Source organism: Paradesulfitobacterium aromaticivorans (assembly GCF_054657415.1).
Genome location: NZ_BAAHYT010000011.1, coordinates 411,934 through 434,989, shown reverse-complemented (window position 1 = coordinate 434,989; position 23,056 = coordinate 411,934). Strand labels below are relative to the sequence as shown.

The following is a 23,056-nucleotide window of genomic DNA, read 5'->3' as shown; positions in this document are numbered from 1 at the left end:
CCCTTTTACCTCCGTTAATCTGTGAGAAATGTGGGGCTAAAGATTGTGAGTCTCCGCCCCACATTAATACTGTTACTTTCTGTCAGCCCATTTAGGTGCAGGCCATAGCACTTTGTAATCGGGATTTTTGGCACTGAAAGGCCATACAGTAGATCTTTGACCATCATGAACCTGAACCATAATTAAGCTTGCATGGGTGTTTTGTCCGGACTCATCAAATTCAATTGCGTCATATGGCAAGATCATGCCGGGTCCGGAAGTGATTTTAGTCTTGGCCAGCGCCTCTCTGATTTTCTCCGGCTCGGCCGATCCAGACCTCTCCAGTGCATCAGCAATCACATACATTGAAGCATAAGACTCAGCGGCTTCTCCGTTCATGTCTACGCCATATTTTTGTTTGAATTTAGCATTTGTCTCTTTGACCCCGGGTTTGCCTAAGTCCGGAGACCATTCTGTGAGGTCAAAGCCATATTCCGCATTCTTGCCCACGTTCTTGAGATATTCCGGATCAGCGTGGCCGCCCCCCTGACCGATCATGCCCATAGCATTAATTTTTTGCTCGGCAATGCCATTGGACAGTAAGATCGCGTCAGAAGTATAGGATGTAAACAAAATCAAATCCGGATTCGCTTGTTTGATTTTAAGAATAACGGGGGTAAGATCAGATGATGAGCTCGGGTAGGGAGCATCAAGAACGATCTGCATACCGGCTTCCGGCACAGATTTATTCCAGCCTTTAGCGGAGGACTGACCCCAATCTGAGTTTTCATATACTAAGGCAACCTTTTTCGGAACAATGCCGGTCTGCTCGCCCATTTCTTTAGAGAATTTCACCTGATCACGGGAATACCAGGAAGCCTTGGGAGCGAGACGGAAAGTGTACTTGAAACCGCGCTCGGTAATGTCATCCATTACTGAGACAGGCACTACATAAGGAATCTTGTATTTTTCAGCCACCTGAGTGCTTGGATAAGTTACACTGCTTTGATAAGCACCGGTCATAACAGCAACTTTGTCTTTCATAATCAGCCGCTCCGCTTCAGACATCCCAACTTTGGGATCACCCTTGGAATCAGCGAAATCCAGCACCAGTTTGGCACCACCAAGTGACTTGATGCCGCCGGCTGCGTTGATCTCTTCTGCAGCTAATTCCTGCCCCCGCTTACACGTCTCGCCGATCGGTGCGACTGCACCCGACAAGGGCAATAAGGCACCAATCTTAACTTCTTTGGCACCCTGACTACTTCCACCTTGGTTATTCGAACCACTCGTTTGACTGCCGCATCCGGTTAAGGTAAGTAACCCAATCAAGGCCACAGCGCCAACTTTTTTTAACATCTGTTCCCAAGCCTCCTTTGGAATTTTCTCTTTTCGCAAATTTGTCTCTAGTAAAACTTTTCTGATAAGTACTTAGACTGTTTCACCTTCTTTCCCTCTGCTCGTAAGGATTTTATAATCTCATCACTCCTCTCCTGGAACCGCGAACATCTCGCTCTAGCGCACGTCTGGCTCAAGAACAACCTTCAAAGCCTCTTTAGTGCTTAACATCTCCAAGGCCTTGCCGATCTCGCTTAGTGGCAGTTGATGGGAGACAACTTTGTCAATTCTAACCTTACCCAAAGCGATAAGATTGAGGCAAGTTCCAAACTCCAGCCACGTGTAACAAAAACTCCCTCGCACGGTAATTTCCTTTTTCACAATCTGGCTTAACAATACTTCTGTGGGCCGATGAAAAACTCCGGTTAAGCCAAGCCTTCCGCTTTTGCGCACAGCCTTAAGGCAAGCAGGAAAAACTTCCGGTACCCCGGTGGCTTCTATAACTACATCTGCCATCTTACCCCAGGTTAGATCCGAAATCTTTTTTAGCAACTCTTCCTCATTATTAAAAAGCAAAGCTGCATCTGCTCCTAACTCAGATGCTATCTGCAAGCGGCTTTCATCCCCTTGGGCTCCAATGATTATTACCTTGTACGCCCCTTCCAGCTTTGCCAGTTGTAAAGCGTATAAGCCAATCGGCCCAGGGCCAAAGATGACCACTGTGTCCGCAGGATTAATACTTGCCCTGCGCACAGAATGATAAGCTGAAGCGACAGGATCTACGGAAGCTCCTTCCATGAAATTCACATTGTCCGGGAGCCTATGCAAAACTTTAGCAGGAGCTTTAACATATTCGGCAAAGCCGCCGTCAATATCGATCCCTATTTCAGTTAAGGATTCGCACATTGATTCGAGCCCCAGCTTACAATAATCACAGCTGCCACAGCTTATCACCAAGCTTGGGGCAACCCTGTCCCCTAGTTTAAAGCCGTTCACACCTTCCCCGACTTCCACAATCTCCCCGGCAAACTCATGTCCTGGGATTAATGGGAAAGGCACAGCCCGCACACCGTTAAAAATCGGAATATCTGAACCGCAGATTCCTACAGCTTTAACTTTAATCAGAACTTCTCCGGACCCGGGCTTAGGCATGTCTACATCCTTAAGCGCAAATCCAGAGCCTGCCTTCTCTTTCACCACAGCCAACAATTCTTTCCCTCCCATACTGCCAGGCAGTTTTACTCTTACCCAACAAGACGGTCCTTATTAGACTCGGGACTGTCGTCTTTTTTCTTAAGGTAAGCGCGCCACGACGGAGCCCATTTATTCGGATCGTCGAAGGCAGTATCACACTTATGAATGGTGCTGTTGTACGGCGCATTTCTGACTAAATCCGGATTCTCATAGGCTTCCTGCGCGACCTGGCGGATGATTGCCACATACTCGTCCATGTCGGCTTTGGAATAGGACTCGCAAGGCTCAAGAGTAAACGGTTCCGGAATCACCCAGGGATGGTGGCTGGTAAAGTAACTCTGAATCCCGTAGTCCACGATTCTCCTGGCTATATCCTCGGTACCCACTCCGGTTTCTTCCTTTAGCTTTTCCCAACTGTAGCGAACCTGCTCCAGCCTGCGTTTGTCAGGATGTCGGACTGTAACCCCAGGGATTCCCATTATTTTTTTCTGCAAATAGTTATTGTTGAGTACCGAAATCTCGGCACACGCGCGCAAACCTTCAGCCCCCAAACTCATGACCCAGGCATAAGCCCTTAACACCACAGGAGCCACGCCGTAAAACCCTCTGACTTTGCCAATGCTTTCCGGTCGGTCAAAATTCAGGAAATATTTTGTGCCGTCAAATTCGGCTGTGGGAACAGGTAAGAACTTGGCTAGCTCCTTTTTTACCCCGACCGCTCCGGCTCCAGGCCCGAAAGAGCCGTGCGGAGAGGAGAATGTCTTATGCAGATTAAAGTGGCAGAGGTCAAACCCTGCTTCCCTAGCCCGGGCTATACCCAAAACTCCATTGGCATTTGCCTGATCATAGGCGCATAGCCCTCCGGCTTCATGAACTATGCGCACAAATTCATCGATCTTAGGATTATAAATCCCTGTATCTTCAGGATTCGTAATCATCAAACCGGCTGTACGTTCGGATACAACCGCTTTTAAGGCCTCAATATCAGGATATCCGTTCTCATCCGGCATCAAAGTAATTATTTTGAAACCAGCTGTCGCAGGGCTGGCTCCGTCCGTAGGATGTGAAAAAATCGTCGTAATAATTTCAGTGCGCTTGTCCAGTTCCCCGTTTTGTTCGTGGTATTTACGAATAATGCTGGCATTGGTGTAAATGCTTTGCGCTCCACTGGAAGGCTGAAAGCTAAATTGATCCATACCGGAAATTTCCTTTAGGATCTGTTCCATCCTATAGTAAACTTCCAACATGCCCTGAATAGTTTCTTCTTCCTGCAAGGGATGAAGCTCAGCTATCTCAGGCAGGCGTGTCAACTGTTCATTTACTTTCGGACTGTATTTCATTGTGCTTGTGCCGAGGCTGATGTCAATGCCCAGGTCAGCTCCCAGTGTCTCCTGGGATAAATGCAGATAGTGCTTGAGTACTAGCATTTGTGAAAGTTCAGGTAGACGCGGCAATTCCCGGCGCCTCATATTACTCGGAATCTCAGCCATCACATCTCCGACAGAATTTTCTATATCTTTTTCGACTTCGGGGACAAGAATTCCTCTTTCTCCAGAACTTGACATCTCAAAAATTATTGGCTCATCCCAACGGGCTTGGTGGAATTTCCTTGGCAGCATGCTCTCATCTCCTTCAAATAATTCACAGAAGGCAATTATCTCGTTCACGCATGGGCTCGCATCCGCAAAAATGGCTATTCTTAACTGAATCTATGAAGCCTACTCTATGATATCGGCTAAAGCCTGGGCTAACTTATCGAGATCCTCTTTGGTATGGATCTCTGTTACACAGTACAGCGCGCTTTGCCCTAATTCCGGGAATTCCTGGGACAGATCCTTACCGCCAAAGATTTTATAGTCTAACAACTTCCTATTGATCGCGGCCACATTTTTCCCTGTTTGGTCAAAGTTAAGGACGAATTCCTTAAAGGTAAGAGAAGGGAAACTCAATTCAACTCCTTTTAACTGAGACAACACTTTCTTGGCATATGCACATTTTTGTATGATAGCTTCTCCAACCTCCTGCATCCCCTGTGGCCCCATGAGATTGAGATACACGCCTGCCGTTATCCCCCATAAGCCAGCCGAAGTTCCAGTGAACTCCTTGCCTTTTTCCCTGGTGGCATATGCCGTCCTTTCCCAAAACACTTGCCCAAACCCGTACTCCCCGTGTTCCTCGTTACGGGTAATGCCGTAAATTAAGTTCGGGAATTCGGCTACGTATTTCGGGTCGTCATGTGTGGCAATAAACCCGGCGAGCCCGCCGCTAAAAGACATATGCATCCCAAGAGGCTGAAGATCCCCGCATACAATATCCGCTCCGTAATGAGCTGGGGGAGAGAAAATTCCTAAAGAAATCGGATCAACCCCGACAATCAGTAAAGCTCCATAAGTATGGACAATCCGTGCCACCTCATCCCCTGCTGTCTCTACTAAGCCGAGATAAGACGGGTTTTCAAAGTAAACAGCCGCCGTTCGCGTCGAAATCTTTTTTTTAAGATCAGCAAGATCAAGCCTGCCCGTGTCTTTTTCATACCCAATAAACTCAACCTTGATTTCAGGTCGGAGATAATTGTTGAGTTGAAGCACCCTTTCCTTGCTAACTGTACGGGCTACCAGAACTTCCGTGCGTCCGGTGATGCGGGCAGACATTCTGAGGGCGGTCGCAGCGGCCTGACCCCAATCATACGTTGGCATGCCGGTAATATCCATATCCACTAGCTCACAGAGCGCGCTTTGGTATTCGAAAAGGGCCTGCCACTTGCCATGGTCCGCATAAGCCTTGCCGGTGTAGGCTGTCAAAAACTCCGCTCTGCCATTAATTTCGTCACAGATAGCGGGAACATAATGCTGCCAGGTGCCTGCTCCCAGGAAATTAAGATATTCCTTACAGCTTTTATTCCGGTTCAAAATCCCTTCCACATGCCGTCTAAGGGAATATTCCGATAACAGCGGCTCCGGCAAATTCATTTCCTGCGGCAAACGCAAATGCGCAGGAATATCGCCATAGATTTCTTCTACGCTGCTTAAGCCGCACTCTTGCAATAACTGATCTTTAAGCCCGGGAACAGAATTAGGAATGTAAGGGTATACTGGTTTAGCCATAGTCGTTTTCCTCCAATCTTAGAGAGATCAATACAGTAATCTGCCACCGTCAATATAAACTGTGTGGCCTGTAACATAAGCGGAAGCTTCTGATGAGAGAAAGATAATCGTTCCGACTAATTCATCCGGTTGGCCAAACCTTTTCATAGGAATCTTGCTCAGCAAAGTATCGCTAACAGCTGGGTCTGATAAATACTTCCTGGTGAGTTCCGTCTCGAAATACCCCGGCCCAATAGCATTGACATTCACCCCGTATGGAGCCCACTCTTCAGCTAACACCTTGGTGAGCTGGACTATCCCGCCTTTGCTTGAGGCATAAACCGCTTGCAGCGGCTGGCTTACAGAGGCCAGAGTTGAAGCGGTATTAACAATGCGTCCTTTCCCTTGCTTGAGCATCACTTTGCCGACGGCCTGAGCACAGTGAAACATTCCGGTTAAGTTAACCGTTAGCACTTTCCCCCACTCTTCCGGCGTGTATTCTGTCGCCGGTTTGCGAATGTTTATCCCAGCATGGTTAAGCAGGATATCTATTTTTCCAAACTCGTTTAGAACAGAATCAACCATAGAATTAACTGAGGACGGATCAGTAACATCAACTTGTACCGGCAAAACCCTTGTTCCATGGGCCGAGATTAAGTTACAGGTTTTTTGTGCACTTTCCAAATTTACATCCGCAACAACCATGTTTACACCTACTGCTGCTAGCCCATTTGCAATGGTTGTTCCTAAAGTGCCCCCTCCCCCTGTAATTAGAGCAACTTTGCCGGAGATATCGAAAAGCTTGGTAAAATCCATTCCTTCCACTCCTTTTTAATATATAATTTTTAAGTTAAAAGTTATATTGATAAAACATTTTTATAGTCTAAATATCTAACAAAAAATATATAATCCTTATAAACCAAGGTACGCTTTTTTTAAGTGGGCATCATTAAGAAGGTCTGTCCCTATTCCTTCCATAGTGATCATTCCATTCTCAAGCACATAAGCCCTATCCACGAATTGGAGGCAGATATTCACATTTTGTTCAACCATTAAAATCGCGATATTTTGTTTACGAATTTGCTCTATAATTTCTAATATCGCTTCGACTAATACTGGTGCAAGTCCGAGCGAAGTCTCATCCAACATTAAGAGCTTAGGCTTAGACATTAAGCCGCGCCCAATGGCAAGCATCTGTTGTTCACCACCGCTCAGGGTGCCTGCTAGCTGCTTACGCCGCTCTTTTAAGCGCGGGAGCATCGAAAATACCATTTCCATACTCTCGTTCCTTAATTGTTTGGGGGCAGGCAAATATGACCCCACTTCCAGATTCTCCTGCACGGTCATTAACGAGAAAAGACGCCTGCCTTCCGGAACGTGTGCTACTCCTAGGTCTACTATTTTATGGGCAGGAAGGTTACTGATAGTCTTTCCTTGAAATAGAATAGTTCCTGCGGACGGTTTCATCATACCGGAGATAACTTTTAACATAGTGCTTTTGCCTGCTCCGTTCGATCCGACCAGGCCGACCATTTCCGCCTCTTTCACTTTGATGCTTACTTTGTGTAGTGCCTGCATTTCGCCATAGTATGCATCAATCCCTTTAACTTCGAGCATCTTAATCCTCCCACCCCATTAAATTATTACAGCAGTTTGAGCAAAAACTTTGCCAGGCAAAACTTTTAGATGATCAAAATAAAAATTAAACACTATGCAAATTCCCTAACTTACAATTAGAGTATAGCAAAAAAAATACAATCAGTCTACGGAAACTTGTGAAGTTTCTGAAAACTATATCAGGCCACTAAATCTCGAAACCCGGACCTCCGACTTCTGGTTTCACTCCGCCGGTATAACCTTATGCAGCAGTTCCGCTAAAGTTGCTTTCTCCTCCGGAGACAAAGGCGTAAGCAAATTTGTGAGGGCACGGCGCTGTTTCTTGGTCCACTCCTCCATAATGTGCTTGCCTGCAGGAGTCACTTCGACCTCGACCACACGCTCATCCCCTTTAAGCCGCCGTCGTTCCACCATCCCTGCCTTCTCCAAGCGTTTGGTGGCAATCGTCACGGAACTGGGGGTAATATCAAGGCCTGCTGCCAGTTCGCCGACGGTCAGCGGTCCGCGATGATTTAAACGCTTGAGCAGCCAGTATTGTTCGAGCGTGATCTCTCCTTGTCGAACAGGGTTGGAGAGCCTGCGCCAAATGCGCCACAGTTTCCACAGGGACTCGACTAAGTCATCCGTTTCCGCAGCTGCAGAAGCACTGAACTTAGAAACTTCTTCACCAAAAGATTTCACTTATACATAACCTCTTCCTTAGACATCATTGCCCAACCCAAACCAAATTAAAATTTCCGTTCGCGGATGAACTCAGCCAGTTCATTCAGCACTTTGCGCGTAGGAACATCCGGCAATTCGGCCAGATGCCTCTTAGCCTTCTTCACATATAGATCCACCCAGCGCATGGATTCATCAATAGCACCCGAGGATTTTATTATCCGGATGGTCTCCTGTATTTCCTCCTCGCTCTTGTCACTCTGAGCCAAGAGGTTCTCTAAGCGTGTGCGTTCGGGTGAAAGTCGCAAGGCCTCGATCATCGGTAGGGTCATGATCCCCTGCCTGATGTCCCCTCCTATGGGCTTGCCAAACTCTTTAGGCTTAGCCGTAATGTCCAAAACATCATCTACAATTTGAAAAGCCATTCCCAAAGCATGGCCATATGCGCCCAAGGCCCAAACCGACCGCATCGGAGCCTTCGTCACCATGGCCCCCAAACGGCAACTGGCCGCAATCAGCAACGCAGTCTTGCGTCTAATTCTGTAGTAATACTGTTTTAAGTCTTGACTGACATCGAAGGACGCTTTAATCTGCTGGATTTCTCCCTGGCACATCTCGATGCTAACTTCGGCCAAAATACGCGACACTTCCGGGTTATCGATACTGGCTATTAATTCGAGGGATTTAGCAAGAAGGTAATTCCCTGTCTGGACAGAGGCAATATTGCCCCATTGAGCTTTAACAGTGGTCCTTCCCCTTCTGGTCATAGAGGCATCCACTACATCATCGTGAACCAGAGTCGCCATATGTATTAGTTCAAGAGACATGGCCACGGGCAGCAGTTTATCAAGCGAGTAACCGTAAAACTTACCCGCCAGCAGGGTAAAAGCCGGACGCAGGCGTTTACCCCCGGCAGCCAGCAAATGGACGGAGGATTCATGGAGCACAGGATAATCCGTTTCCACGAATTTCATGAGTTCTTTCTCCACGCGTTGGAGATCATTTGTTATTTGGTTAAACAGCCATAGTTGTTTCAAAGTTATTTCACCTGCTTGAGCCCTTTTCATCCTTTTCTTCTTCATAGGATACCATATCAGAGGGCAATTGTGCCAGCGGATCGTCTGCACCCCGAGTTAGGCCATCCTTAGCGGCAATCTCATCATCATAGGTTAGAAGCTCATCAGCTGGTCCTATTTCGTCGCCACTGGCTTCCCCGCCCCCGGATTCTTTGCTGCCTAATTTTTCACTGCCAGGTTCCTCTGGGACATGTCCAGCCGCCTTTGGCGCTCCGGAAGAAGAGCGCCCAGGTTTAGTTATGTCATCTAAAGCCTTATTCATCGTAGCAACAGGCTCTTTGACCACATCCTCGAACTCACTGGTCAGATCATTAACTGCCTTGCGGATTTCATACACTATTTTCCCGATCATTCTGGCGATATCGGGCAAATCTTCCGGCCCAAACAGGATGAGCGCGATAACCATAATTATAATTATTTCATTCAAACTCATCTTTGGCTCCTCCTAGCTTCCGGCTAAAGCCTTTTCCCGGCTGCGGGCAACTAAATAACCAAGCCAAATACTAATTTCATATAACATATACATCGGCACTACCATCAAAACTTGCGTGAACAATTCAGGGGTAGGAGAAACTACGGCAACCAATACGATAATCCCAAAGAGAGCCCAACGCCGTTTCTTCGCTAACGTCTTCGGGGACAACAGCCCTATCCGGATTAAAATGAGCAAAACCACAGGAAGCTGGAACATCAGCCCAAACGTCACAATAAAGGTAAGCAAAAATCCCAGATAAGAACTTTTAGTAACAAAGGCAGTCGACGGGACTGAATTACCTCCGGCTAAAAGCAGAAACTTTATGCCCATAGGCAAGACTAAATAGAAACTAAAAGCCACTCCTCCCACAAACAACAGGACTGAGCTGGGCACTACAATATAGAGGTATTTTCTCTCTTTCTGTTTAAGGGCAGGCAAAAGAAAACTCCATATCTGCCACATGATCACGGGAAGGGCAAACGCCACCCCAATAATCAAAGATACTTTCAATTTTACCATCACCGGTTCCATTGGGGTAGTCGTTATGAACATGCCCTTATCCAGTTCCATTACCGGCTTGGCCAAATAGGCAAATGCGGGATCGGCCAGCACCCAGCCTAATATTGTCCCTGCAGCTACTGCATAAGCCGTGATAATCAAAACCTTGCGCAAATCTTTAACATGTTCCAAAAACGGCATGCTTACATCTGTGCGCTTGCGCCGCCGCATCCGCTACACTTCCTTCCCGTATTCCTTCAGCCTTTCATAATGTGTGTTGCGTTGAACAGCCCGATACCCGGCATCCTGAATCGAGCGCACAATCTCACGCAAAGGCACGCGGGTTTGCACCCCGGCGGCCCTGACCACATTCTCCTCTAACATTGTGCTGCCAAAATCATTGGCCCCAAAACACAAGGCAACCTGAGCCATCTTAGCACCCTGAGTTACCCAGGAAGCTTGTATGTTCGGCACGTTATCAAGCATCAGCCTGCTCACAGCCAACGTTCGAAGATAATCGATCCCGGTGCTTCCTTCCCCTCCTAGTTCTGTGTTCTTAGGCGCAAAACTCCAGGGGATAAAGGCTGTAAAACCGCCCGTCTTGTCCTGAGCCTCCCGTACCCTTACCATATGTAAAATACGCTCTGCCGAACTTTCAACATGACCAAACATCATGGTGGCCGTGGTCTTCATCCCTAACATATGAGCGGTTGTCATGACCTCCATCCACTGCTCCCACGAAACTTTGTTCGGCGAAATGAGCCCCCGTACCCGGTTGTCAAGAATTTCCGCCCCTCCCCCCGGTATCGAGTCCAAACCCGCCTCTTTCAATCTCGAAATTACTCTCTCAATGCTTAAGCCCGATTTAGTAGCCAGATCCCAGATCTCCGGCGGGCTAAAGGAATGGATATGAATCGAATAGTGGCTTTTAATATCCTTAAGCATCTCTTCAAAATACTCGAGTCCCAGATCAGGGTGGAGACCCCCTTGGATTAAAAGCTGAGTCCCGCCAAGGTCAAGGGTTTCCTTAATTTTAGCATGTAGTTCCTCTGTGGACAAAACATATCCTTCCGGATCTCCTTTTTCCTTATAAAAAGCGCAAAACTTGCACTTACAAGCACAAATATTGGTGTAGTTAATGTTGCGGTCTATCACAAAACTCACGACATTATCAGGGTGCATTAGGCGGCGCACCTTATCCGCTGCCTGACCCAGTACGATTAAATCCGCCCTTTCTAAGAGGTGGACTCCTTCCTCCACACTTAAATGATTCCCTGCCAGGCGTTTTTCAATGATCTGCATCACACGATTCATGGTCTTCTCCTTGTATCATCACTGCATTTGCGCGCACCTTTACGCTCCGAATTATTGCATAACGCGGTAGAGAGTATCCCTTTCCACCGGTTCCCGTCCTGCTTTCCTAATCATTTTAATCAAGGCGTCCTTCGTCATCACTTGCTCGGTTTCCGCCCCGGCAGCGTGAATAATTTTCTCTTCCACCACCGTGCCATCCAAATCATCGACGCCAAAAGCCAGCGATACCTGGGCTAGTTTTGGCCCCAGCATCATCCAAAAAGATTTAATATGATCAAAATTATCCAGAAGAATGCGCGCCACTGCCAGCATGCGTAAATCCTCAAACCCGGTCGTGCTCTCTACCCCCATACTGCCTTCAAGCTTAGTGTTTTTCGGATAAAACGGGAAGGGCACGAAGGCTAAAAAACCCCCGGTCTTATCTTGAAGGGCGCGCAGACGCAAAAGGTGATCCACTCTTTCCTCAGGCGTCTCAATATGCGCATACAGAATCGTGCCATTCGTTTTCATACCTAAGCTATGGGCTGCTTCGTGAATTTCAAGCCAGCGTTCCCCGGAAATCTTGTTTTCACAGATCTTAGCGCGTACCCGGGAAGAAAAAACTTCTGCTCCCCCGCCCGGCAAAGAATCCAACCCCGCTTGCATCAGTTCTTGTAAGACTTGCGTCGTCGATAGCCCGGTAATCCGAGTGAAATAATCAATCTCCACTGCCGTAAACGCCTGGATGCGAGCTTCCGGCAAAATCTGCTTCACCCGTTGCAGCATTTCGAGGTAATACTCAAAAGGGAGCTCCGAATTCAGCCCTCCCACGATATGAATCTCAGAGATCCTTTCCCCGGCGACCTCACGCGCTGCCTCCTCAACTTCCTGCAGTGATAAGGTAAAAGCTCTGGGATCTTCATTTTTCACTCCATAAGCACAGAACTTGCACAGGTTAACACACACATTTGTGTGGTTAATATGGCGGTTCACGATAAAATAAGTTTTATCCCCGTTTTTTCGTTCGCGCACGATATTGGCCATATACCCCAGAGCCAGAATGTCGTTGCTTGTCATTAAGCGGATCCCGGCTTCGAAATCCAGCCGTTCCCCTTTTTCTACTTTTAGAATGATATCAGCAAGTTCGCTCTCGCTAAAAATCGGCAGCATACCAACACTCCTTAGGCTTATATGAAAACATTTCATCTGAAGCAGCTAATCCGAAACAACTAATCTTAAACAGCCAATCTGAAAAAGCTTACCTGAAAGAAGTTCACCTAAAAATAATCAGATCTAACAACGAAAATACAAAAAGCATCACGCTTAAGTATCCGTTGAGATTGAAGAAAGCGATTCCCACCTTGGACAAATCACTCGCCGACACCAGGCGGTGCTGACGATAGAGCAGGACAATAGCAATTAAAACTCCCAAGAAATAGAGGAAGCCCAGCTTAATTAAGACACCGACCGCGATAAAGCAAAGGGGTGCAAGTACATGGACCAGGGCCGAAATCTCAAGCCCCCTGGTAAGACCGAAGACGGCCGGAATCGAATACAATCCTTCCCGCCGGTCAAACTCAACATCCTGACAAGCATACACCACATCAAACCCAGCAACCCAGACGGTTACCCCTAGGCCCAAGAGCACAGGGGGCCAGGCCCAAGCCCCGGTGATCCCGATCCAGGCACCTACGGGAGCCAAGCCTAACGCAATCCCTAGGACAAAATGGCAAGCCCAGGTATACCTTTTCGTATAGGAGTAAAACACCAACACAAACACAGCAATCGGCATCAACTTTAGGGCCAGCATATTCAGCTGATAAGCAGCAAATGCGAGCAAGGCGAAGGACAACAGCACATACACATAAACTTCACTCGCACCCAAAAGCCCCGCCGGAATCGCCCTTTGCGCCGTGCGGGGATTGCGGGCATCAATATGGCGGTCGATCAAACGGTTAAGGGACATCGCAGCCGTGCGCGCCCCTACCATAGCCAGAGTGATCCACACTAGCTGCAGCGCGCTGGGAAACCCGCCATGCTGAGCGCGGGCAGCTAAAAAAGCCCCCAGATAAGCAAACGGGAGCGCGAACAGCGTGTGTTCAAATTTAATCATTTCTAAGAAGACCTTTACTTTACTCATATTCCTCACCCAACTTCAAGCTGAACTTTCATGTAGGTATAAAGCTCGTTCAGCGGCTTGAGTTCTAAAGTATCCGGAAGCTCCTGCAAAAATGCCCCGGCATTGTGCATGATCCTGGCCACTACTTTTTGTTCCAGTTTTTCATGATGAGCTGCCCAGGCCAGCCCTAACTGGCTTCCAAAAGACTCGCACTTCTCTGCTATGTACGTTGGCATTCCTGCCAGCTCAGCCCCGATACGAGCCGCTAAGCCTGTCAAGGAAGCTCTTTCCCTTGCCAAAATTTCGAGCCATTCCTCAGGTGTAAGTTCACTTTCACGGCCCAACCAACGGTAAATTGTCCCGATACTCATATTTTCAATGACCTTAGCAATTGGGGCCAAGAAGTGCAACAGCTTCTCGCGGCTAAGCCCAAGAAAGAATTTGCCAAAAAGATAATCCCCTACTAAAACGGTAAATTGCCTAAGCTCCTCCGTTATCTCTTCATCTTCTTGCATGAGGCTGTGAACTTTATCTGCCATAAACACAAACTGCATAACCACGCCCATAGAGATGGCCTGGCGGCCGCTGTAGCCGCAAGCACGGCTTACAGTCAATACAATAGCCGGACAAGCGTTGTGTTCCAGCTCGTCAAAATTGATTGGGATTAGTTCCGCAAATTTAGCACTCTTAAAAGTGATTTCTTGTTCGAGCCGGTCATGGATCGCTTTAAGTTCCTCCTGGATAGACGGTAAGGAAACCAATTAAACCTCTCCTCATAAACTTTTAAGAGATTAACCAAACTATTTGGCAATCTAACAAACAACAATTTTATATGAGACTAACCCATAGTATATTCGAGATTGCATCTTAAAATCCTCCCCCAAAACAAAAAAAACCGGAAAGCCGGTCCTCTAAGCTCGCTTTCAGTAACACTTTTAACACTTTTCCGGATCTATTTTACAAAAATTTACATCGAACTATTACCGAATTCCGGCAGAGGTGAGCGCGTGCTCTGTCGGAACAAAGTGTTTATTTAAGCCCAAAGCAGAGGGATCTATGCCCAGTGCCAGCCCTATGAGCTGGGTAAAGTGAAAAACCGGAATTAAAGGTGCACTTTGATCACGCCAGAGTTGAAACTGACGCATATCTAAATTTGCATGGCAAAGCGGACAGGCAGTGACAATCGCCTCCGCTCCACTCTCCCTGGCCATGTCAATGATCCGACCAACCACAGTCTTGGCAATCTGATCATCCCCACCGGCAAGCCTGCCGCCACAGCACTCAGTCTTATACGGCCAGTTCAGCGCTTCCCCGCCCAGTGCTAAAAGGAGTCGGTCCAGGCTTTGTGGATTTTGACGGCAGCCATAATAGGATACTACTTTCAATCCGCTTAAGCTTTTACGCGCATAAAGCTGAATTTTCTCAAGCACACTTTCCGTCGTAAATATTTGCAATGCACTTAAAGCATGGGGCAAATCACCGATACTTTTCTGTAAAGCAGAAGATAATTCCTCTGCCAAAGCACTGTTGTGATTCAGCTCCTGTTTGCTCGCTGAGAGGTTTTCATAACAGATTGGACAGGGAAGAACCACTTCCGTGCTTAGCGTCTGAGCTTGCAGTAAATTCCGCACAGCCAAACCGTGAGCTAAGCCTTCATCTAAAGTAGAAGCTGAATTCCCTCCACAGCAATTCCAATCAGGCACCTCTTTTAAAATTATATCCAGTTTGTCAGCCACTAAGCGCAGGGACTCGTCATATTCGCGAGCAGCAGTATGAGTCAGGCATCCTGGATAATAAGCAAACTCAGTCACCCATATCCCCCCTTTTAGCCCTGGCAAAAAGCCGCTTAATAGACACTTTGTCGTGAACACGCCCACGAAAGACCTTAATCTTCCCGCGTTTGAGCATAGGCCAGCGGATTTCTTTTCTGGAGCCATTACTTATTCCGAGCGCTAACGCAGGAGAAGTACGGCCATAGCGCTCAACTGAGTCCAAAAAATCCTCGTGATAGTCCTGCACTTTGCCGGTACTGAGGGCACGGGCCTCACGTCTTAATTCCTTAATTATATTAGGAAGGTCTACTTTGTGCGGGCAACGGCTTGCGCAAATTTTACACCCGGTACAAAGCCAGAGTGACTGAGACTGCAAGGCAGTATCTTTCAGATCAAGCTGGAGCAAGCGTACGATTTGGTGTGGCAGATAATCCATGGCAAAACTGACAGGACAACTGCCAGAACATTTCGCACACTGGTTACATTGCCAGACTTCCATGCTAACCCCCCCGTACCTATAACGCTAGATCCTGATTGAAAAAGTTCTACAGCGTTGGATATTTCCAAGCGAATCCCTACTATGTATAGTTCTAGCCAAGCAGAGCAAATTCCTTCGCATTCAGCGCAAATTTACCAACTTAAAAAGTAATAGACCCTGCAACAATCTCTTGCTACAAGGTCTATCAGCCTTTCATCTTAGTCCGGAATAAAATAAATATCCCTCCTAAAGATTTACCGCTTCCTTTGGGGTCTCAAAGATGCCGCGTTTCATTTCCGTAGCTGTCATATGACCTGCCTGAAACTTTTCCGTCAGAAAGTTGCAGGCATCCCAGGGATTGACGCGATCCCCGCACGTGAAGACGTCAACGGCTGCATAACCGAGTTCGGGCCAAGTATGGATGGCGAGATGGGACTCAGAAATTACAACTACACCACTCACACCTTGAGGACTAAACTTATGAAATACAACCTCCCGCACTTCAGCTCCTGCTTCCAGGGCTGCGTTGACCATAATGGCTTCGACCTTTTCACGATCGTTCAAAGTATCGAAACTACAACCATACATTTCAGCCAACACATGACGTCCCAGAGAATTGCTCATCTTATAATCGTTGCCCCCTTTTGCTTGCCAAAATATGAAGGAATCCGAGCCGGACACTTGCATGCCGGTGACCCAAATTCCCATCGAGATAAATTGTAGCATAAAGTTCCTTATTGTCAACAAAAAATTTAATTAACACGCTTATGCCATAACTATTTACAGGTTTTCTCAGAATAGGTTGTTCTCATGTGGTTTTTCTCAGTATTCCTTGGTATTTAATGTATGAGTTTAATTAAACATTGGTTCCTCAACCGCACTCTGTTATTGTGTTTTCGGGATCGAATCCCCGTATGCTTCGATTTTACGATAAAGATTGCGTACACTTATCCCAAGAAGTTTTGCAGCCTGGGTACGATTTCCATTAACTTGCGCCAAGGTTGCTAAGATATGCCCTCGTTCAACTTCCTCTAAGGTCGGATAATGACCTGCTTCTGATCTCGCCTCATCGTTAACCGACTTTTTTAACGAAGCAAATGGTTCTAAGAGCTGAGTTTTCTGCCTTAGTGCACCTTTTTCCGACCAGATGTCTGTGGGTAAGATCACACCATCTGAAGCCAATAGGCGGCCACGTTCAATTAGATGAGCCAGTTCCCGGACATTGCCCGGAAAATCATAGTTTAACAGTTCCTGTTTTGTTTCTTCCGCTAAAATAAATTGTTTTTTCGCCATGTCGGCTTTCTCGAAGCGGCCAAGAAAGTATTCGGAGAGCGGGAGAATGTCCTCCCGCCGTTCGCGCAAAGGAGGAACCATCAGGGACAAGCCTGTTAATCGATAGTACAGGTCTTGGCGGAAACGCCCTGCTTCAATTTCTTGGCGCAAATCCCGATTGCTCGCGGTAACAATGCGCACATCCACACGCCTGAGCCTGGTATCCCCGACGCGGCGAAATTCTCCGGTTTCCAGGAATCTCAGAATTTTAACCTGAAGCTGCAGGGGCATATCTCCGATTTCATCCAGGAAAAGCGTACCGCGGTCGGCCATCTCTACCAGTCCGAGCTTTTGCCCCCCTGCTCCGGTGAAAGCTCCCTTCTCATGTCCAAACAGTTCGCTTTCAATTAGGGCTTCCGGAATAGCCCCCGCGTTTACCGGAACATAGGCTTGAGCCGCCCGCAGGCTCCAGAGATGCAAAGCCCGGGCAATCAGCTCTTTCCCAACTCCGCTTTCCCCTTGGATTAAGACCGCTGTGTCACTGGGGGCGACCTTGCGCGTTAGTTTCAAAAGAGCTTTTAACTTGGCGCTCTCCCCCACAATTCTCAGTTCCGGAATTTGCCGGTACATGACCTGGCGCAGACCCGTATTTTCTACGAGCAGCTTCCGCTGTTCCAGCGCTTTTTCTAGCGTAATTTCCAATTCGGACAAATTGCAGGGCTTGGTGAGATAGTCAAAGGCCCCGGCTTTCATTGCTTCAATCGCAGACTCCATGGTTCCGTGCCCTGTAAGCATCACCACTTGCAGATCCGGTTGCAGCTGTTTTAGGGTGTGAAGTACGTCAAGCCCGTCCCCGTCCGGTAAACGCAAGTCCAGGAGTACAAGCTCCACCAAGTTATGATTTAGAAATGATACCCCTTCTCTAGCCGTCCCGGCTTCCGCAACCTGATAGCCTTTGCGCTCCAAGCGCTTGGCTATGATTTCGCGCAAAGCCTCTTCGTCATCAAGAATTAATACCCGTTGCTGCTGTTTCATTGATATACCTCAGGGGAAGGCAAAGTGATTTTTACCTTCGTACCCATACCTTCCTCACTTTCCAAGGTTATCGAGCCTTTCATTTTCCGGACGATTCCGTAACTTACAAATAATCCAAGCCCTGTCCCCTGTCCGACAGGTTTGGTGGTAAAGAAGGGCTCAAACGCCTTTTTCACCTGGGCAGCCGGAATTCCCTGTCCATGGTCTTCAACTTCAATCGAGGCCGATGTTCCCTTACTTGAGCCACGAACCTCAATAATTCCTCCTTCCGGAGAGGCATCGAGGGCGTTGCCCATAATGTTTAACACGACTTGCTGCCATTCATTTTCATTTCCCGCAACGATCAGCCCTTCCGGCAAGGTGCTCTCAATTCTGATTTTCTTTTGTTTAGCCTGATGCTTGATGAGGGAAATCGCCTGCACGGTGGCGGTGCCAATATCAATAAAGTCCTGCCCTTCTTTCCCTTTGCGGGCAAAATGCAGAAGCTGGCCCGTGATCTGCTTGCAGCGTGCAACTTGGCCTGAAATGATGCTTAATATATCTCGCATCTCCGCAGGGGGCGGCGGGTTCTCACTTAGACGGTCATACAGATCCTCGCTGTGGGCCGAGATAATCGCCAACGGATTGTTTATCTCATGGGCCACTCCGGAAGCAAGCAAGCCCACAGCCGCCATTTTGTCCGTCTCAATCATACGCGCTTCCATCTCCACCTCCTGGGTAACATCCTCAAGCAGGACCAAATACGCTGCATCTTCCTGGTTCTCAGGGGTGAGCCCATAATACATCTGCCGCACGTAGCGTTGTGCTCCGTTAACTTCCAGCGGGACAATTCTGCCGCTGTCAAGCGGCAGGCAATCGATGCCGTCCCCTGCCAGAACCCGTGCGCACGGAACTTGGCTCAGCCTCTGAGACCCAAACCAAGCGCCAAAAATAGAATTCCACCAGATAATTCGTTTTTCACGATCTAAAAGAGCCATACCGGCACCTATCCCGTTGACAACGGTTGTTAATAATTCTTTCTCTGCTTTCAGCTTTTTCCCTTTCTCATCCAGCATATTCAGCAACTGGTTAAATGACCGCACTAAACTTCCGATCTCATCCTGTGTCTGCTGGGGAATACTGGCTTCCAGGTTGCCGCTTGCGATAATCCCTCTGACCTCTCCTTCAAGATGCTCCAGCGGGCGGGTAAGTTTGAGCCCGAAGATAACACTCAGGAGCGTGACCAAAAACCCGGTAACAAGTGTAATCCCTAATAATTTGAAAGCAAATTGAGAAATAGGACCATAGGCCTCCCGAATTGGCTGCTCAATAACCACCGCCCAATTCGGCTTGCCCACCGGGGCATATAACCCAATAACCTTCACACCTTCAGCGTTTAGATATTCACTGCCCCGCGGGGAAGGAGTTTTTCCGGCTAAGAAATCTTCAACTGCAGGGTACTTCTGTACTTGCTCCCGGCGTAGGACATAGCTAAAATCCGTGTGTCCGATCAAATTTCCCATGTCATCCGTAAGATATACATGCCCAGCCTGCCCAATGCGCAAATTCGTGAACTTGGTGACCATTCCCTTAAGGTCCGTTTCAGCCTGCAAATACCCTATTACCTGTCGAGTGTACGGATTCTGAATCGCCACGGTCAAATAGAATTCCGGACGGCCATCAGCTGCAAAGAACACTGGGCTGACGGCGAAAGTGCTATTATCACTAAGTTCGGACTTTTCCAGGCTCGCTGGCCTCTGCTGCGGGAAGATGACTTCCCGGCGTGAAACCTGGCTTATGATCCTAAGATCCCTGCCTGCTACGGTTAGTTTTTCAAGGTATGGCTCTTTGCGTAGCAAGGTTCCTAAAACGGATGCCCGGGCCACTTCATCTTGACCCACAAGGAGAGACGCATTCGTTGAAGTGACATGGGTCAGGCTGTCAGCCATATTTTGCACAAATTCCTGGAGCTCATCAGCCAAAGAGTGGGCCCGTTCAAAATTCTGTTGCTGAATACTTCCCTCCAGGTGAAGACGGGCCGCATTAAAACTCGTCAGACCCAGAAAAAGTATGGGTAAAATAGACATCGCTGCCCCAAAGAGAAGTACCCGGGATTTAATTCGTATCCACCAGGGAACCGCACGAGCTTTCAAATTCCTCCCTCCCTATGGGTTAATGACCTGATCAGCCAGAGTTAGTACATCAGGTGCAGGATGAATACTGAGCTCGTTGGCTGTGCGAAGGTTAACCGTTAACACGATCTTGTCCGGAGTCTCGACCGGAATATCCGCTGTCGCCTGTCCGCGCAAGATTTTGTGTACGAGCTGAGCGGATTGAAGCCCTTGGTCTCGATAAGATGTTCCGTAAGCAGCGAGGCATCCGTACTCAATGTCACCGGGATAAACCCCAAAGACCGGCAGCTTAAACTTAAGAGCGAGTTCGACGATCTGCTTGGTGCTGGTCTCAAGAAAAAAACCGGGCAGAAGCAGGATGGCTTGGATCTTGGACGTCTCCATCTCCGCAAACACCGAATCAATATCTGTTGGTTCAGCCACCGTAAACGTACTGAGAGAGATCGAAAATTCGCGGGCGACTTCCTGGATACTGACTTGGGCTTGGGTAAAAGAAGGCACCCGCTGATCTCCCAAAACCGCAACACGCTTTACCTCCGGAAGTAGACGGTGAAGAAGTTCAAGGCGTTTGGGAGTTAATTCGAGGTGATAGTTATTGAGTCCGGTCAAGTTTCCTTCCGGACGGGATGGGTTAGTCACCAGCCCGGTTGCTGCCGGGGAAAGGGTGCCCATGAAGATAACCGGCACCTTCTTTTTCAGGGAAGCAGTGACATCCTTAAGGGCTTGGGCCTCGACAGCTCCTGCTGCCACCACGGCATCGGGCTGGTCCCGCATTAGACGTTGAGCAAGCTCAGGCAGTTGAGAGATGTCATCATGGGCATTAAAAATCTGGTAGACCACATCTTGTGCATCCAGATACCCTAAGCGCCTTAACCCTTGTTGCAGCCCTTCCACTTTGGCCAGACGGGTATCGTTCGCAAGCAGGATTCCTAAGTGTTGCGGACGCGGCTTCACCACAGGCATGCTAAACAAATAGGCTCCTACCAGAAAAACCAGAATGGCCGCACTCCCATAGAGCCTTGTTTTCCTATCCAATTCCCCCTACCTCCTCAAGTGCGCACGCATTTACTCCGTTAGCATCAGTGTACCATGCAAAGAAAGAAAATCCAAAATCAGACAACAAAAGCAGGGAAACACCCCGCTATGACTCGGGATGTTCCCCTAACCTATCGTGACATAGCAGCGCTTCAATAAACACTCGCTAGGGCAGCGAGAGTCCATGTACGGCATGCGGATTATTTCGCGCTAACTTCCGCGTGGTAAACGCTCGGCGCGGGTTCAGCCTTAGGCAGACCGTATACCGGTAGGATGCGAAATGCAAGATAGAGTATCCCCAGTTCTATCAGCGCAAACAGGGCAATAAACATTACATGCCGGGGATCGACCGTATACGGATTTAGCGTGTCCCCGCTCAAAGGAAGCTGTTGCCCGCCGACAACGAAATTAATCCTCATGGCAATCACCCCAACTAAAGTTAAGATTGAAGCCAAAGAGATCCAGCTTAATGATTGCTTAGCCTTAGGAATTAAGAGAATCAGGAAAGGAACAAATAAGCCTAGCCCTGCTTCCACACCCAGAAACATCAAGCGGTGGCTCCCAAAAAGGAAGAGTTCGGCAGCCGCATGTCCTGCAGCATTTGTATAGTAGAGCACGATAAAATCTATCACCATTAAAGTAGCATCCACTACGATGAACCAGAGCATGAGCTGGGCGATGGTAAGAATTAGGCTCTTTCTCTCCGGCGTAATCCTGCGTTCAGGAGAGAGAAAGCGCTGGGTAAATAACAGGACCAGGATTAGGAGGCCGGTCCCGGAAACCATCGCCGACATTAGAAAGATCAAGGGCATGAGACCGGTGTGCCAGAGGGTGCGGGCCTGAATATTCGCCAGAATAAATCCGGTATACCCGTGAACAAGCAATGCCAACGGCACCCCTAACGTTCCCAGCCGTTTGGCCCATTTCCCGTCTGCGGCCGACGCTTCTGCCGAAAGGTCTTTATGCCCAAAGGTTAAGAAACGGTAAAGCTTTTGTTTAATACCGGTTGATTCCATGGCTCCGGCAGCTAAATCTTTGCGCATTAAAAACCAGAGATAGATCATGCTGTTAAGCGGATACAGGGTGAGTAGAAAAGTACCGTAGGAAATCGCAGACCTCGGATTCAACCTGAAAAACAAAGTGTAAAAACGTCCTGGCTGTTCAAGATCAGCAATCAGGTGCAGCGGAGCAATCGCAAGCAAAGCGACTGCCATAATCACCCCAGCCTTGGCAATCGGCTTATATTTCTGAATGCCAAAAACCGTTCCCAAGCTCGAAAGCACAAATGAACCGGCACTCAGCCCGGTGTAAAAGAAGTAAATCGCGATCAGGATTCCAAGCTGAACGGGATGCGTGACATTGGCAAGGTAAGTAACATTATCCATGCTTACTCCTCTCCTTTCTCCAGGCTGCCGTAACGAGCGCCCATAATGTCCTGGTCAGCCCCGATATAGAAGACCATCGGTTTGGTATTCATATCGGGCTTAAGAACTTGCACCGGGTTATTGGCGATGAGTTTGGATATCAGGCTTTGCGGATCGTTTAAGTCCCCGAAAATCCTCGCCCCGCCTACACAAGTGGTTACACAGGCGGGAAGCAGCCCTTCCCCAACCCGGTGATAGCAGAACGTACACTTTTCAGCTGTCTTTCGTATCGGATTAATAAAGCGTGCGTCATAAGGACAGGCTGCCATACAATACTTGCACCCGATGCAGTGGTCATAATCAATTAGAATCGTGCCGTCCTCCGCCCGGTAGGTGGCCTGAACTGGGCACGCAGCTAAACAAGGCGCATTGTCACAATGATTGCACAAGCGCGGCAGACGAAAACGATTCACCTGCGGGTAAGTCCCTTTCTCTATCTCTTTGACCCAAGTGCGAAATACCCCTTCAGGCACCTGGTTTTCAATCTTGCACGAGACGGTACAGGCATTGCATCCAACACATTTGCGCAGGTCAATGACCATTCCGTAACGCTTCGTTAGCGCGGGCATTTTCCCCACTCCTCTCTTCAACAGGCTA

22 protein-coding genes are annotated in these 23,056 nt (G+C 48.2%); all 22 read right to left on the bottom strand.

Annotated elements, in window-relative coordinates; all coding sequences use genetic code 11:
* Positions 1-72: 72 nt before the first annotated feature.
* Entirely contained in the window at positions 73-1,338 is a 1,266-nt protein-coding gene (locus ACYQ2N_RS18860; RefSeq protein WP_460000958.1) for an ABC transporter substrate-binding protein, read from the bottom strand.
* Positions 1,339-1,494: 156 nt separating this feature from the next.
* Complete coding sequence (locus ACYQ2N_RS18855) at positions 1,495-2,517, bottom strand: zinc-dependent alcohol dehydrogenase (protein ID WP_460001758.1); 1,023 nt, start codon at positions 2,515-2,517, stop codon at positions 1,495-1,497.
* Positions 2,518-2,561: 44 nt separating this feature from the next.
* The gene (gcvPB, locus tag ACYQ2N_RS18850) at positions 2,562-4,130 is read right to left on the bottom strand and encodes an aminomethyl-transferring glycine dehydrogenase subunit GcvPB (protein WP_460000957.1); all 1,569 of its coding nucleotides are present in this window, start codon (positions 4,128-4,130) and stop codon (positions 2,562-2,564) included.
* A 99-nt stretch (positions 4,131-4,229) separates the two neighbouring features.
* Complete coding sequence (gcvPA, locus tag ACYQ2N_RS18845) at positions 4,230-5,615, bottom strand: aminomethyl-transferring glycine dehydrogenase subunit GcvPA (RefSeq protein WP_460000956.1); 1,386 nt, start codon at positions 5,613-5,615, stop codon at positions 4,230-4,232.
* A 27-nt stretch (positions 5,616-5,642) separates the two neighbouring features.
* Complete coding sequence (locus ACYQ2N_RS18840; RefSeq protein WP_460000955.1) at positions 5,643-6,410, bottom strand: SDR family NAD(P)-dependent oxidoreductase; 768 nt, start codon at positions 6,408-6,410, stop codon at positions 5,643-5,645.
* Between the two features lie 96 nt (positions 6,411-6,506).
* The gene (locus ACYQ2N_RS18835; RefSeq protein ID WP_460000954.1) at positions 6,507-7,211 is read right to left on the bottom strand and encodes an ABC transporter ATP-binding protein; all 705 of its coding nucleotides are present in this window, start codon (positions 7,209-7,211) and stop codon (positions 6,507-6,509) included.
* 222 nt (positions 7,212-7,433) lie between these two features.
* Positions 7,434-7,892, bottom strand: a complete 459-nt coding sequence (locus tag ACYQ2N_RS18830) for a MarR family winged helix-turn-helix transcriptional regulator (protein WP_460000953.1) — start codon at positions 7,890-7,892, stop codon at positions 7,434-7,436.
* 47 nt (positions 7,893-7,939) lie between these two features.
* Positions 7,940-8,908 carry a polyprenyl synthetase family protein gene (locus ACYQ2N_RS18825; RefSeq protein WP_460000952.1) on the bottom strand — a complete coding sequence of 323 codons (969 nt, stop codon included), beginning with the start codon at positions 8,906-8,908 and terminating at the stop codon, positions 7,940-7,942.
* 7 nt (positions 8,909-8,915) lie between these two features.
* Positions 8,916-9,380 carry a Sec-independent protein translocase subunit TatA/TatB gene (locus ACYQ2N_RS18820; protein ID WP_460000951.1) on the bottom strand — a complete coding sequence of 155 codons (465 nt, stop codon included), beginning with the start codon at positions 9,378-9,380 and terminating at the stop codon, positions 8,916-8,918.
* 12 nt (positions 9,381-9,392) lie between these two features.
* Positions 9,393-10,151, bottom strand: coding sequence for a twin-arginine translocase subunit TatC (tatC, locus tag ACYQ2N_RS18815; protein ID WP_460000950.1), 759 nt, complete (start codon positions 10,149-10,151; stop codon positions 9,393-9,395).
* A 3-nt stretch (positions 10,152-10,154) separates the two neighbouring features.
* A complete protein-coding gene (mqnC, locus tag ACYQ2N_RS18810) occupies positions 10,155-11,234 on the bottom strand; it encodes a cyclic dehypoxanthinyl futalosine synthase (protein WP_460000949.1) in 1,080 nt (359 codons plus the stop codon).
* 51 nt (positions 11,235-11,285) lie between these two features.
* Entirely contained in the window at positions 11,286-12,383 is a 1,098-nt protein-coding gene (mqnE, locus tag ACYQ2N_RS18805) for an aminofutalosine synthase MqnE (RefSeq protein ID WP_460000948.1), read from the bottom strand.
* A gap of 103 nt (positions 12,384-12,486) precedes the next feature.
* The gene (locus ACYQ2N_RS18800) at positions 12,487-13,353 is read right to left on the bottom strand and encodes a UbiA-like polyprenyltransferase (protein ID WP_460000947.1); all 867 of its coding nucleotides are present in this window, start codon (positions 13,351-13,353) and stop codon (positions 12,487-12,489) included.
* Positions 13,354-13,358: 5 nt separating this feature from the next.
* Positions 13,359-14,093 (bottom strand): polyprenyl synthetase family protein, encoded by a 735-nt coding sequence (locus ACYQ2N_RS18795; protein ID WP_460000946.1) that lies wholly within the window; start codon positions 14,091-14,093, stop codon positions 13,359-13,361.
* A gap of 219 nt (positions 14,094-14,312) precedes the next feature.
* The gene (locus ACYQ2N_RS18790) at positions 14,313-15,143 is read right to left on the bottom strand and encodes a CoB--CoM heterodisulfide reductase iron-sulfur subunit B family protein (protein ID WP_460000945.1); all 831 of its coding nucleotides are present in this window, start codon (positions 15,141-15,143) and stop codon (positions 14,313-14,315) included.
* A complete protein-coding gene (locus ACYQ2N_RS18785) occupies positions 15,136-15,603 on the bottom strand; it encodes a 4Fe-4S dicluster domain-containing protein (RefSeq protein ID WP_460000944.1) in 468 nt (155 codons plus the stop codon). The genes ACYQ2N_RS18790 and ACYQ2N_RS18785 overlap by 8 nt, the downstream gene beginning before the upstream one ends.
* A 225-nt stretch (positions 15,604-15,828) precedes the next feature.
* A complete protein-coding gene (gene speD / locus ACYQ2N_RS18780) occupies positions 15,829-16,206 on the bottom strand; it encodes an adenosylmethionine decarboxylase (protein WP_460000943.1) in 378 nt (125 codons plus the stop codon).
* Between the two features lie 261 nt (positions 16,207-16,467).
* Entirely contained in the window at positions 16,468-17,889 is a 1,422-nt protein-coding gene (locus ACYQ2N_RS18775) for a sigma-54-dependent transcriptional regulator (RefSeq protein WP_460000942.1), read from the bottom strand.
* Positions 17,886-20,021, bottom strand: a complete 2,136-nt coding sequence (locus tag ACYQ2N_RS18770) for an ATP-binding protein (RefSeq protein WP_460000941.1) — start codon at positions 20,019-20,021, stop codon at positions 17,886-17,888. The genes ACYQ2N_RS18775 and ACYQ2N_RS18770 overlap by 4 nt, the downstream gene beginning before the upstream one ends.
* A 12-nt stretch (positions 20,022-20,033) precedes the next feature.
* Positions 20,034-21,035: an ABC transporter substrate-binding protein gene (locus ACYQ2N_RS18765; protein WP_460000940.1), complete on the bottom strand. Its 1,002-nt coding sequence runs from the start codon at positions 21,033-21,035 to the stop codon at positions 20,034-20,036.
* A gap of 200 nt (positions 21,036-21,235) precedes the next feature.
* Complete coding sequence (gene nrfD / locus ACYQ2N_RS18760; protein WP_460000939.1) at positions 21,236-22,420, bottom strand: NrfD/PsrC family molybdoenzyme membrane anchor subunit; 1,185 nt, start codon at positions 22,418-22,420, stop codon at positions 21,236-21,238.
* Between the two features lie 2 nt (positions 22,421-22,422).
* Complete coding sequence (gene dsrO / locus ACYQ2N_RS18755) at positions 22,423-23,028, bottom strand: sulfate reduction electron transfer complex DsrMKJOP subunit DsrO (RefSeq protein ID WP_460000938.1); 606 nt, start codon at positions 23,026-23,028, stop codon at positions 22,423-22,425.
* Between the last annotated feature and the right edge of the window lie 28 nt (positions 23,029-23,056).

Excerpts from the sequence above, each read along its gene's own strand:
- ACYQ2N_RS18860 (WP_460000958.1), bottom strand. The coding sequence starts at position 1,338 with ATGTTAAAAAAAGTTGGCGCTGTGGCCTTGATTGGGTTACTTACCTTA.
- gcvPB (WP_460000957.1), bottom strand. The coding sequence starts at position 4,130 with ATGCTGCCAAGGAAATTCCACCAAGCCCGTTGGGATGAGCCAATAATT.
- gcvPA (WP_460000956.1), bottom strand. The coding sequence starts at position 5,615 with ATGGCTAAACCAGTATACCCTTACATTCCTAATTCTGTTCCCGGGCTT.
- ACYQ2N_RS18840 (WP_460000955.1), bottom strand. The coding sequence starts at position 6,410 with ATGGATTTTACCAAGCTTTTCGATATCTCCGGCAAAGTTGCTCTAATT.
- ACYQ2N_RS18835 (WP_460000954.1), bottom strand. The coding sequence starts at position 7,211 with ATGCTCGAAGTTAAAGGGATTGATGCATACTATGGCGAAATGCAGGCA.
- ACYQ2N_RS18820 (WP_460000951.1), bottom strand. The coding sequence starts at position 9,380 with ATGAGTTTGAATGAAATAATTATAATTATGGTTATCGCGCTCATCCTG.
- tatC (WP_460000950.1), bottom strand. The coding sequence starts at position 10,151 with ATGCGGCGGCGCAAGCGCACAGATGTAAGCATGCCGTTTTTGGAACAT.
- mqnC (WP_460000949.1), bottom strand. The coding sequence starts at position 11,234 with ATGAATCGTGTGATGCAGATCATTGAAAAACGCCTGGCAGGGAATCAT.
- mqnE (WP_460000948.1), bottom strand. The coding sequence starts at position 12,383 with ATGCTGCCGATTTTTAGCGAGAGCGAACTTGCTGATATCATTCTAAAA.
- ACYQ2N_RS18800 (WP_460000947.1), bottom strand. The coding sequence starts at position 13,353 with ATGAGTAAAGTAAAGGTCTTCTTAGAAATGATTAAATTTGAACACACG.
- ACYQ2N_RS18785 (WP_460000944.1), bottom strand. The coding sequence starts at position 15,603 with ATGGAAGTCTGGCAATGTAACCAGTGTGCGAAATGTTCTGGCAGTTGT.
- speD (WP_460000943.1), bottom strand. The coding sequence starts at position 16,206 with ATGAGCAATTCTCTGGGACGTCATGTGTTGGCTGAAATGTATGGTTGT.
- ACYQ2N_RS18775 (WP_460000942.1), bottom strand. The coding sequence starts at position 17,889 with ATGAAACAGCAGCAACGGGTATTAATTCTTGATGACGAAGAGGCTTTG.
- nrfD (WP_460000939.1), bottom strand. The coding sequence starts at position 22,420 with ATGGATAATGTTACTTACCTTGCCAATGTCACGCATCCCGTTCAGCTT.
- dsrO (WP_460000938.1), bottom strand. The coding sequence starts at position 23,028 with ATGCCCGCGCTAACGAAGCGTTACGGAATGGTCATTGACCTGCGCAAA.